Source organism: Streptomyces durbertensis (assembly GCF_014156695.1).
In the GTDB taxonomy this organism is placed as follows: domain Bacteria; phylum Actinomycetota; class Actinomycetes; order Streptomycetales; family Streptomycetaceae; genus Streptomyces; species Streptomyces durbertensis.
Genome location: NZ_WMLF01000157.1, coordinates 1 through 11,121, shown reverse-complemented (window position 1 = coordinate 11,121; position 11,121 = coordinate 1). Strand labels below are relative to the sequence as shown.

The 11,121-nt window shown below is 74.9% G+C and carries 12 protein-coding genes; 11 read left to right on the top strand and 1 reads right to left on the bottom strand.

Going from position 1 to position 11,121, the window contains the following annotated elements:
- From GL263_RS12890 to GL263_RS12850, 9 genes are all read left to right on the top strand, one after another.
- Positions 1-204: hypothetical protein (locus GL263_RS12890; protein WP_182855808.1), on the top strand; the 204-nt coding region annotated here is incomplete at its 5' end.
- Positions 205-282: 78 nt separating this feature from the next.
- Complete coding sequence (locus tag GL263_RS12885; RefSeq protein WP_323379371.1) at positions 283-984, top strand: YqjF family protein; 702 nt, start codon at positions 283-285, stop codon at positions 982-984.
- A 61-nt stretch (positions 985-1,045) separates the two neighbouring features.
- The gene (locus GL263_RS12880; RefSeq protein WP_182855806.1) at positions 1,046-1,465 is read left to right on the top strand and encodes a GNAT family N-acetyltransferase; all 420 of its coding nucleotides are present in this window, start codon (positions 1,046-1,048) and stop codon (positions 1,463-1,465) included.
- Between the two features lie 247 nt (positions 1,466-1,712).
- On the top strand, positions 1,713-3,071 hold the full coding sequence (locus GL263_RS12875; RefSeq protein ID WP_182855805.1) for a hemolysin family protein: 1,359 nt from the start codon (positions 1,713-1,715) through the stop codon (positions 3,069-3,071).
- Positions 3,068-4,114 (top strand): hemolysin family protein, encoded by a 1,047-nt coding sequence (locus tag GL263_RS12870; RefSeq protein WP_182855804.1) that lies wholly within the window; start codon positions 3,068-3,070, stop codon positions 4,112-4,114. The genes GL263_RS12875 and GL263_RS12870 overlap by 4 nt, the downstream gene beginning before the upstream one ends.
- An 80-nt stretch (positions 4,115-4,194) precedes the next feature.
- On the top strand, positions 4,195-4,977 hold the full coding sequence (locus GL263_RS12865; RefSeq protein ID WP_182855803.1) for an SGNH/GDSL hydrolase family protein: 783 nt from the start codon (positions 4,195-4,197) through the stop codon (positions 4,975-4,977).
- Positions 4,978-4,988: 11 nt separating this feature from the next.
- The gene (purB, locus tag GL263_RS12860) at positions 4,989-6,419 is read left to right on the top strand and encodes an adenylosuccinate lyase (protein WP_182855802.1); all 1,431 of its coding nucleotides are present in this window, start codon (positions 4,989-4,991) and stop codon (positions 6,417-6,419) included.
- Between the two features lie 32 nt (positions 6,420-6,451).
- On the top strand, positions 6,452-6,958 hold the full coding sequence (mug, locus tag GL263_RS12855; RefSeq protein ID WP_323379370.1) for a G/U mismatch-specific DNA glycosylase: 507 nt from the start codon (positions 6,452-6,454) through the stop codon (positions 6,956-6,958).
- A 131-nt stretch (positions 6,959-7,089) separates the two neighbouring features.
- Positions 7,090-8,235, top strand: a complete 1,146-nt coding sequence (locus tag GL263_RS12850) for an ROK family transcriptional regulator (protein ID WP_182855801.1) — start codon at positions 7,090-7,092, stop codon at positions 8,233-8,235.
- Between the two features lie 130 nt (positions 8,236-8,365).
- On the opposite strand, the gene GL263_RS12845 is transcribed toward GL263_RS12850, so the two are convergent.
- Positions 8,366-9,079, bottom strand: a complete 714-nt coding sequence (locus GL263_RS12845) for a GntR family transcriptional regulator (RefSeq protein WP_182855800.1) — start codon at positions 9,077-9,079, stop codon at positions 8,366-8,368.
- Between the two features lie 247 nt (positions 9,080-9,326).
- Here GL263_RS12845 and GL263_RS12840 point away from each other — a divergent pair, with 247 nt between their 5' ends.
- The gene (locus tag GL263_RS12840; RefSeq protein WP_182855799.1) at positions 9,327-10,076 is read left to right on the top strand and encodes an SDR family NAD(P)-dependent oxidoreductase; all 750 of its coding nucleotides are present in this window, start codon (positions 9,327-9,329) and stop codon (positions 10,074-10,076) included.
- A 101-nt stretch (positions 10,077-10,177) separates the two neighbouring features.
- Positions 10,178-11,071, top strand: a complete 894-nt coding sequence (locus GL263_RS12835) for an alpha/beta fold hydrolase (protein WP_438947953.1) — start codon at positions 10,178-10,180, stop codon at positions 11,069-11,071.
- Positions 11,072-11,121: the final 50 nt, after the last annotated feature.

The window sequence follows — 11,121 nt, the reverse complement described above, 5'->3', positions numbered from 1 at the left end:
GTGCTGGGGCTGGCGCTGGGGGCTGTGTGGGGGCTCGCGCTGCACCGGCTGCTGGCGCTTGAGGGGCTGACGGTCCTGGCGGTGCCCTGGTCGACGGTCGCCGCGGTCGCGGTCGGTTCCGTGCTGGTGGGTCTGACCGCCGCGGTGCTGCCGGCCCTGCGCGCCTCCCGGATGAACGTACTGGCCGCCATCGCCCACGAGTGACCAGGGCCGGGGGCGCGGTTTGCCGGGCCGCCGCCGGGAAACCCGGGCGGCGTGGTGGCGGTCGCACCGGAGCAGGGGGTGCGGTTTCCGGTGCTCCGGGCCACCTGGTCCGCTCAGACCTTCCTGCACTGGCCGTACCCTCCCGAGCGGGTGCAGGCGCTCCTCCCCCGAGGCCTGACCGTGGACCGGTACGAGGGGGCGGCCTGGGTGAGTCTGACGCCGTTTGTGATGGCCGGGGCGCGCGGTCCCGGTGTGCGGGCCCGGCTGCCGGGGCTCGCGACGTTCCCGGAGACCAACCTCCGGACGTGCGTGCGCGGCCCGGACGGGCGGGACGGGCTCTGGTTCTTCTCGCTGGAGGTGACGTGGCCGCCGCTGCTGGCGGCGCGGGCCCTTGGCGTGCCGTACCGGCTTGGTCGTCTCCGGGTCACCGGTGACGGGGAGCGGGTCCACTACGAGGGCACGCGGGCGGGCGGCTTCCCGTCGTACCTGCTGACCGTGCGGCCGGGCGCGCCGATCACGCCGTCCGGCCGGGACGTGTGGCTGACCGGACGCTGGCGTGCGTACAGCCGCCGCCTCGGTGTGTGCTGGCGGGTTCCCGTCTTCCACGAGCCGTGGTCACTGCGCCGGGCGACGGTGGAGACGTGGGAGGAGACCCTGACGGCGGCGGCTGGCCTGCCCCCGCCGTCCGGCGAACCGGTGGCGCACTTCTCCGCCGGCGTGGGCCGCGTCCGCCTCGGCGCGCCCCTCCCCCGCCTGCCGCGGCGGCGCCCGAAGAAGTGAGGCCGGCGGCGGGGGCGAAACCCACTCGCGGGGCGGGTCGGTGGCCTGCTTGGCTCACGGTATGGACGATCTGTGTATCCGCCGTGCGACCGGGGCGGACATCGAGGCCGTGCTGCGGTTCTGGCGTGAGGCCGCGGAGGGGACGAGTATCAGCGACGACCAGGACGGGGTGGCGCGGCTTGTCCGTCGGGACCCCGAGGCGCTGCTGCTGGCAGAGCGGGACGGTGAGCTGGTGGGGACGGTGATCGCGGGGTTCGACGGTTGGCGCTGCCATCTGTACCGGTTGGCCGTGCATCCGGAGCACCGCCGCCGGGGGGTCGCGCGGGCGCTGCTCTCGGCGGCCGAGAAGCGCTTCGCCGCGTTGGGCGGGCGGCGCGGCGACGCCATGGTGCTGGACCACAACGCGCCGGCCCAGCGGGCCTGGCACGCGGCCGGCTACCGGCGTGAGGCGCGGTGGAGTCGCTGGGTGAAACCGTTGTGAGCCCCCCGGCGCGCCGCCTACGCTGGCGCGCCCCCGCTCACGCTCCCGTACGCTGTGGGAACACAGTCCCACGGAACATCGAAAGGGGTCGGCGTCCGTCCATGGGCGAGCCTCCCAGTCCCAGAACACCCTTCGCACCGCCACGTACCGCCCTCGGGCACGGCTGGACCGGATGTGACACCGGTCGCCGCGCTCCCGCCGGCCCGGCCGCAGTCGTCGGCCCGCCGGCCGCCGGGGAGGTGACCCCGTGCTGGAGCTGGTGCTGCTGACCGTAGCCCTGCTGCTGACGCTGGCGTGCGGCGTCTTCGTCGCGGCGGAGTTCTCACTGACCACCGTGGAGCGCAGCGCCCTCGAGCAGGCGGTACGGGAGCGGCAGCCGGGCGCCGCGAGCGCACTGAAGGCCGTGCGGTCGCTGACCTTCCAGCTGTCGGCCGCGCAGCTGGGCATCACCGTCACCGGGCTGCTGATCGGCATGCTCGCCGAGTCCTCCATCGCGGCCCTGCTGTCCGGGCCGCTGGGCGCGTTGGGTCTGCCGGAGCGGGCGGCCACCTCGGCGGCGCTGGTGCTGGGGGTGCTGATCTCCACGGTGGTGCTGATGGTGGTCGGCGAGCTGGTGCCGAAGAACTGGGCGATCTCCTCGCCGTTGCCGGTCGCCCGGCGCATCGCGACCCCGCAGCGGCTGTTCGCCACCGCGTTCCGACCGCTGATCGGGCATCTGAACAACACCGCCAACCGCACCGTCCGCAGGATGGGTCTGGAGCCGACGGAGGAGCTGGCGTCCGCGCGCTCACCGCAGGAACTGGTGGCGCTGGCCCGGCACTCGGCGCGCGAGGGCGTGCTGGAGGCGGACTCGGCGGAGCTTTTCATCCGCACCCTGCACCTGTCGGAGCTGACGGCGGAGAACGTGATGACGCCGAGGGTCCAGGTGACCGCTCTCGAGGTGCAGGCGAGCGCCGAGGACGTGGCCAACGCGACGCGGGCGACCGGTCTGTCCCGCTTCCCGGTGTACCGGGAGAGCCTGGACACGGTTGTCGGCGTGGTGCACATCAAGGACGTGCTGGCCGTGCCCGCGGAGCTGCGTCCGCGGCAGAACGTGCTGGAGCTGCTGCGCGAGCCGCTGCTGGTGCCCGAGTCGCTGACCGTGGACCGGCTGCTCGACCGGTTGTCGGAGGCCCGCAGCCTGGCCGTGGTGATCGACGAGTACGGCGGCACGGCCGGGGTGGTGACGCTGGAGGACATCGTCGAGGAGGTCGTCGGCGACGTCCGGGACGAGCACGACCCGCAGGAGGCCCCCTACCTGGCGCCGCTGGGCGCCGACGAGGAGGGCCACGAGCTGTACGACGCGGACGGCGCGACCCGCACCGACCAGCTGGAGGCGATCGGGCTGCGGGCGCCGGAGGGCCCCTACGAGACGCTGGCCGGGCTGGTCGCCACCGAGTTGGGGCGCATCCCGGTGGAGGGCGACACGCTTGAGGTGGGCGGCTGGCGGATCGAGGTCGTCGACGCGGCGGGCCGCCGGGTCTCCCGGGCGCGGCTGACCGCGCCGCCGGCCCGCCCGGCGGACGCCGAGGGCGCCGACGACGCGGACGAGGGGGCCGGGCGATGACGCTCCTCCAACTGTTCGTCGGCGCGTTGATGATCCTGCTGAACGCGTTCTTCGTGGGAGCCGAGTTCGCGCTGATCTCGGTGCGGCGGAGTCAGATCGAGCCGCGCGCCGAGGCCGGTGAGCGGGGTGCGCGCAGCACGCTGTGGGCGCTTGAGCACCTGTCGGCGCTGATGGCCACCGCCCAGCTGGGCATCACGCTCACCACGCTGGTGCTCGGCGGTGTGGCGGAGCCGGCGATCGAGCATCTGCTGGAGCCGGCGTTTGTCGCGGCGGGGGTGAGCGGGGCGCTGGCCCACACCGTGTCCTTTGTGGTGGCGCTGGCGCTGGCGACATATCTGCACATGCTGTTCGGCGAGATGGTGCCGAAGAACATCGCGCTGGCCGAGCCGGAACGGGCGGCGCTGATGCTGGGGCCGCCGCTGGCGGCGCTGACCCGGGCGCTGCGGCCGGTGGTGTTCACCGTGAACGCGTTCGCGAACACCCTGCTGAAGCTGCTGCGGGTGGAGCCGAAGAGCGGCGTGGAGTCGGTGTTCTCGGACGACGAGCTGGCCCGGATGGTCACCGACTCGCGTGCCGCGGGGCTGCTGGACGAGCGGGCCACCGCCCGGCTGCGGGACGCTCTGGAGCTGGGCCGCCGGCCGGTGTCGGAGGTCGTACGGCCGGGGGCGCGGGTGGTGGCGGCTCGGATGGGTGTCACCCCGGAGCAGTTGGAGCGGCTGTCGGCGAGCTCGGGCTACTCGCGTTTCCCCGTGGTCGACGGCTCGGGCCGGGCGGTGGGTTATCTGCATGTGAAGGACGCGCTGGACGCCGAGGCCCGCTCGTCGCCGTTCCCGGTGGCGGCGATGCGGCCGATCGCCCGGGTGCGGGCCGAGACGCCGCTCGACGACGTGCTGGGCGCGATGCGCCGCAGCGGCACCCACCTGGCGGCGGTGATCGGCTCGGACGGCCAGCCGGCGGGTCTGGTGACGATGGAGGACGTGCTGCGGGAGCTGGTGGGCCACTCCCCCGCCGGCGGACGTCCGGGGGCCGCCGAGGAGCGCTGAAGGCGGGTGGCCGCCGAGGCGTCGGCGGCCACCCGCACCCGGAATCGTTGACCGGGGCAACCGGATACCATGGTCCGGTCATGGACCACACAGCTGACCTCGCCAGTTACGTCGCCCTCGGGGACTCCTTCACGGAGGGCATGTCGGACGCGCTGCCGGACGGCGACTACCGGGGCTGGGCCGACCGCCTGGCCGGCGACCTCGCCTCCCGCGCCCCCGGCTTCCGTTACGCCAACCTCGCGGTGCGCGGCAAGCTGATCGGGCAGATCGTGGACGAGCAGGTCGACGTCGCCGCCGCGATGGGCGCGGACCTGGTCACCCTCGTCGGCGGGCTGAACGACGTGCTGCGGCCCTCCTGCGACATGGGCCGGGTCCGCGGACTGCTGGAGGACGCGGTGGGGCGGCTGGCGCCGTCCTGCGGGCGGTTGGTGCTGATGCGCAGCCCCGGCCGGCAGGGTCCGGTGCTGGAGCGCTACCGCCCCCGCATGGAGGAGCTGTTCGACCACATCGACAAGCTCGCCGCCGAACACGGCGCCCTGGTCGTCGACCTGTACGGGGCGCGCACACTCTCCGACCCGCGGCTGTGGGCGGACGACCGGCTGCATCTGAACACGGAGGGGCACCGCCGGGTGGCCGAGGCCGTGTGGCAGCGGCTGGGCCTGCCGGCGCGCGAGGCCTGGGACACCCCGCTGCCGCCGTCCCCGCCGGCCGCCTGGGCCAGCCGCCGACGGGCCGACCTGCGGTTCACCCGGCAGCATCTGCTGCCGTGGATCGGCCGGCGGCTCACCGGGCGCTCCTCCGGTGACGGACGCGCCCCCAAGCGGCCCGACCTGGCGCCGCTGGCCTGCGAGGACACCCCGTAGAATCCGGTGGCGTGACTGACAAGCCGCGCATTCCGAACGTCCTCGCCAACCGCTACGCCTCGGCGGAGCTGGCCCAGCTGTGGTCCCCCGAGCACAAGGTGGTGCTGGAGCGCCGGCTGTGGCTGGCCGTGCTCCGGGCCCAGCGCGACCTCGGCATCGACGTGCCGGAGCAGGCGCTCGCCGACTACGAGCGGGTGCTGGAGAACGTCGACCTGGCGTCGATCGCCGAGCGGGAGAAGGTCACCCGGCACGACGTGAAGGCGCGGATCGAGGAGTTCAACGCGCTGGCCGGGCACGAGCACGTGCACAAGGGCATGACCTCCCGCGACCTGACCGAGAACGTCGAGCAGCTCCAGATCAGGCTGTCGCTGGAGCTGATGCGGGACCGCGGCGTGGCACTGCTGGCCCGGCTGGGCCGGCTGGCGGCCGAGCACGCCGCCCTGGTGATGGCCGGCCGTTCCCACAACGTGGCCGCCCAGGCCACCACGCTGGGCAAGCGCTTCGCGACCGCCGCCGACGAGCTGCTGGTCGCCCACCGGCGGGTGGAGGAGCTGCTGGAGCGCTACCCGCTGCGCGGCATCAAGGGTCCCGTCGGCACCGCGCAGGACATGCTCGACCTGCTCGGCGGCGACCAGGAGCGGCTGGCCGAGCTGGAGCGGCGGATCGCCGGACACCTCGGCTTCGGCCACGCGTTCACCTCGGTCGGCCAGGTCTACCCCCGCTCGCTGGACTACGACGTGGTGACGGCGCTGGTGCAGCTGGCGGCGGCGCCCTCCTCGCTGGCGAAGACGATCCGGCTGATGGCCGGGCAGGAGCTGGTGACCGAGGGCTTCAAGGAGGGCCAGGTCGGCTCCTCCGCGATGCCGCACAAGATGAACACCCGGTCCTGCGAGCGGGTGAACGGCTTCGCGGTCATCCTGCGCGGCTACGCCTCGATGACCGGGGAACTGGCGGGCGACCAGTGGAACGAGGGCGACGTGTCGTGCTCGGTCGTGCGCCGGGTCGCGCTGCCGGACGCGTTCTTCGCGCTGGACGGTCTGATCGAGACCTTCCTGACGGTGCTCGACGAGTTCGGCGCCTTCCCGGCGGTGGTCGAGCGGGAGCTGGACCGCTACCTGCCGTTCCTGGCGACGACCAAGGTGCTGATGGCGTCGGTACGGGCGGGCGTCGGCCGGGAGACCGCGCACGAGGCGATCAAGGAGCACGCGGTGGCGTCCGCGCTGGCGCTGCGGGCCGGCGCCGAGCGCAACGAGCTTCTCGACCGGCTCGCCGCCGACGAGCGGCTGCCGCTGGACCGCGCCGAGCTGGACGCGCTGCTGGCGGACCGGCTGTCGTTCACCGGCGCCGCCGCGGGCCAGGTGGCCGAGGTCGTGGCGCGGATCGAGGAGGTCGTCAAGCGCCACCCGCAGGCGGCCGGCTACACGCCCGGAGCGATCCTCTGACCGGCGACTTCGCGACGTCGGGCACCGGGCCGGTGCCCGACGTCGTCGCGGACGGCCTGCGGGTGCTGTTCTGCGGGATCAATCCCGGCCTGCTGTCGGCGGAGACCGGGCACCACTTCGCCCGCCCCGGCAACCGGTTCTGGCCGGTGCTGCACCGTGCCGGGCTGACTCCCCGGCAGCTGCGGCCCGACGAGCAGTTCGAGCTGCTGGAGTACGGGCTGGGCATCACCAACGTGGTGGCGCGGCCGAGCGCGACCGCCGCCGAGCTGACCCGCGACGAGCTGCGGGAGGGCGGCCGCCGGCTGGCCGCGCTGGTCGAGCGGTACCGGCCGTGCTGGCTCGCGGTGGCGGGCATCGGCGCCTACCGGACGGCGTTCGGGGAGCCGAAGGCGACCGTCGGGCGGCAGGCCCGGAGGATCGGCGGGACCGGTGTGTGGGTGCTGCCCAACCCCAGCGGGCTCAACGCCGGATGGCCCCTCGCGAAGCTGACCGAGGAGTACGGCAGGCTGCGGCACGCCGCCGAGGGCCCGGCCGGCTGAGGAACGTGCCGTTCCGGGCCGTGAACCGCGCGGGTCCGGGCGCGTGGCGGGCGCCGCGGGCGGGCACTCGCCCCTCGACGGACCAGCCGATACGATCCGGCCACGACCAGCCGGCAGGGAGGCGCTAAACGGTGGGCAGGCTCATCGGCGGGGACCCGTCGCTGCTGCGCAGGATCAACGCGGCCGTTGTCCTGCGGGAACTGCGTGGCGCGCGCGAGCCACTGACCCTCAGCGACCTGGCCCGCTCCACGGGGCTCTCCCGCCCCACGGTTGAGGGCATCGTCGAGGGGTTGGTGGACGCCGGTCTGGCGGCCGAGTCCGCCGGTGTGGTGGGCGACACCAGGCGGCAGGGCCGGCCCGCCCGCCGCTACCGGTTCCGGGCCGAGGCCGGGCACCTGCTCGGCGTGGAGGTCGGCCCGCACCGGGTGTCCGCGGTCCTGTCGGACCTGGCCGGCCGCCGGCTGGGCACCGCCGACCGGGCCGCCTCGGAGCACACCGGCGCCGAGGAGCGGCTGGAACTCGTCGGCGAGACGACCGGGGAACTGCTCGACCGCAGCGAGGTGGCGCGCTCCACGCTCCGGGCGGTCGGTGTCGGCACTCCCGGGATCGTCAGGGACGACGGCAGTGTGCGGCTGTGCACCGCGCTGCCGGGCTGGACCGGGCTGCCGCTCGGCGAGCGGCTGCGGCGCCGCTTCCGCTGTCCGGTGCTGGTGGAGAACGACGCCAACGCGGCCGTGGTGGCCGAGCGTTGGCTGGGTGTCGCGGCGGGCTGCGACGACGTGGTGATGGTGCTGGCCGGGCTGAGCCCGGGAGCGGGTTCGCTGATCGGCGGGCGGCTGCACCGGGGGTTCGGCGGGGCGGCCGGCGAGATCGGCGCGCTGCACCTGCTGGGTCGGGAGGCCTTCCCCGAGCGGCTGCTGTCGACCACCGGCGAGCCGCTGCACCCGCTGGACGAGGCCGCCGTCGCCGAGGTCTTCGCGCTCGCCCGGGCGGGCGACGACCTGGCGGGCAAGGCGATGGAACGATTCATCCAGCGCCTGGTGCACGACGTGGCCGCGCTGGTCCTCGCGTTGGACCCGGAGCTGGTGGTGGTCGGCGGTTGGGCGGCCGGGCTGGACGGCGTGCTCGGGCCGCTGCGGGAGGAGCTCGCCCGCTACTGCCTGCGCCCGCCGAGGGTGGCGCTGTCCATGCTCGGGGACGCGGCGGTGGCCACGGGCGCGCTGCGGCTGGCGCTGGACCACGTGGAGGAGCAGTTGTTTCGCGTCGAGGGCCGCTGAGCCGAACAGCGCGGCGTGCGGGCCCGCGTCCGGCGCTGATGCCGCCGGAGGATACGCGGGAGGCCCGGCCGGTTCGGCGGCCGGACACGTGGGAGGACCGGCCGGCCAGGCGGCCGGGCCGGTCCCTCGATCAGCCTGCCAGCAGTTCCATGGCGCCGGTGTCGCCGAAGGTGAGGCGGCAGGTGTCGGCGCGGTAGGTCGCCACCGAGGCGGCGGCGGGGCCGTCGTCCGCCAGGTAGCGGGTGGTGACGAGCAGGACGGGCGAGCCGGGCAGCCGGTCCAGACGCCTGGCGTCCTCGGCGCGGGCCGAGCCCAGCTCCACCGTACGCTCCTGGCCCTGGAGTTCACGCCGGTGCAGGGCGGCCAGCGCGGCCCGGGCCGTCTCCGGACCGCCGGACGCGGCGGGCAGGTACAGCTCCTCGGTGGCGACGGGCTGGCCGTGGGCCCGGCGGGTGCGCCGGATCAGGTGGGCCGGGCAGCCGACGGCCCGGCCCAGCAGTCGGGCGGCGGCCGCGGGCAGTTCGGCGCGTTCGGTGCCCTCGATCTGCCAGTCGTCGCCGGGCGCCCCGGGCCAGCGGTCGTGGGCCGGGGACACGTCGACGCCGACGCGCGGCGGGGCGACGGTGGTGCCGATGCCGCGCCGCCGCTGCAGGCGTCCCTCCAGCTCGAGCTGCTCCAGCGCCTGCCGCAGGGTGGCCCTGGCGACGCCGTAACGGGCCGCCAGGTCGCGCTCGTTCGGCAGGATCTGACCGACCTGGAACTCGTTGTCCAACGCCTCCGTCAGAGCTGTCTTCAGGTGCCAGTACTTCGGCTCCGGTGCCGCTTCCAGCTGTGTCGTCCCCACCCTGCGCCTCCGCTGTCCCCGGTGTACGCGCCCGGCGTCCCCGCCGGGGCGGCGGCTGTCGGCCGCTTTACGTGGGCTTCTTTATTAAAGGTCCTTGCGTATGGCTAGTGACGATAGAAGGCACCGGGTACTTGGTCAAGACCAATGTGCGGGGGCGGCTGCCGGCGCCCGGGCCGGGTTGGGTAGGTTCGGTGACCTGACGAGGGGGTTTCCCCGCCCTGGCGGGCGAGGCGGAGAGGGACGGACGATGGCACGGCGGGTCACGGTGGTCACCGGCGGGGGCAGGGGCATCGGAGCGGCGGTGGCGCGGCGCCTCGCCGCCGAGGGCCACGACGTGGCGATCGGCTTCGAAAGGGACGAGGAGGCTGCGGCACGTACGGCGGCGGCCGTACGCGAGCACGGCGGCCGTGCGGTGGCGTTGCGGGTGGACACCGCCGACGAGCGGCAGGTGGAGGCGTTCTTCGACGAGGTGTCCGGCGCCCTCGGGCGGCCGACCGGGCTGGTCAACAACGCGGGGATCACCGGGCCGTTGGGCGCGTTCACCGAGACCGATCCCGCCACGATGCGCCGGGTGGTGGAGGTGAACGTGCTGGGCGCGCTGTACTGCGCACGGCGCGCGGCTCTGGAGATGCGCCGGTCGGACGGCGGGGCGGGCGGGGCGATCGTCAACATCTCCTCCTGCGCGGCAACACTCGGCGCGCCTGGCGAGTACGTGCACTACGCGGCGAGCAAGGCGGCCGTGGACGCCCTGACGGTGGGCCTCGCCAAGGAGCTGGCGGCTGAGGGCATCCGGGTGAACTCGGTGCAGCCCGGCATGATCCTCACCGACATCCACACCGCCATGGGCGATCCGGAACGGCCATGGCGTGCTCCCGACCGGGTGCCGCTGGGTCGTCCCGGCGAGCCGGACGAGGTGGCCGGGGCGGTGTCGTGGCTGCTGTCCCCGGACGCGTCGTACGCCACGGGGGCCGTCCTGCGGGTGAGCGGCGGGCTCTGACCGGCGCGCCGACCGTCTTCGTCCGCGGGGTCGCCGCTGGCAGACTGTGCCGCCGGCCCCGGGGCTCCGGGGCGCGACCGGAAGGCACGGGAGGGTTCGACGTGGGAGACGACAGGGACGCGGGCGGCGTCGCGGTGGTGCGCGTGGAGACCGACGGCCTGCCGCCGGTGGAGTTGCGGTACCGGCGGCGCGGCGGCGGGGAGCCGCTGGTGCTGCTGCACGGCATCGGGCACCACCTGCAGGCGTGGGAGCCGGTGAGCGACGTGCTCGCCGCGGACCACGACGTGGTCGAAGTCGACCTGCCCGGCTTCGGGTTGTCCTCCTGGCCGGCCGGCGGCGGCGCGGCACGGCCGTACGCACCGCCGACGATCGTGTCGTTGCTCGCCGCGGCGTTCGACGCCCTCGGGCTGGAGCGGCCGCACGTGGTGGGCAACTCGCTCGGCGGCCTGCTGGCGTTGCGGTTGGGCGCGGCCGGCCTGATCCGCTCGGTGACCGCGTTCTCCCCCGCCGGCTTCTGGACGGAACCGGAACGGCTTCGCGCGTTCGCCGTGCTGCGGGGGATGCGGGCGGCGGCCCGGGCGCTGCCGGACCCGGTGGTGCGGACGCTCGCCGGGAGCCCCGCCGGCCGCGCCGTGCTCGCGGGTGTGGTGTACGCACGGCCCGGCCGGCGGCCGGCCCGTGCGGTGGCCGAGGAGGTACGGGCGCTCGGTGACGCGCCGGGCTTCGCGTCCGCGCTGGCCGAGGGGCGTCGCCCCGCGGCCGCCTTCCGCCAGGACATCACCGACGTCCCGGTCACGATCGCCTGGGGCGCTCGGGACCTGCTGCTGCCGGCCCGTCAGGGTGTGCGTGCCAAGCGGGTGGTACCGGGCGCCCGGTTGGTGCGGCTGCCCGGCTGCGGGCACGTACCGATGAACGATGATCCGGCGACGGTGGTCCGGGTGATCTCCGACACCGTGCGCCGGGCGGCCGCGGATCCCTCTGGCGGTACCGCGTAGCCAGGCCGGGCAGCGGGGCGGGCAGCGACCGTGCGGGGGCTGTGCCGGCC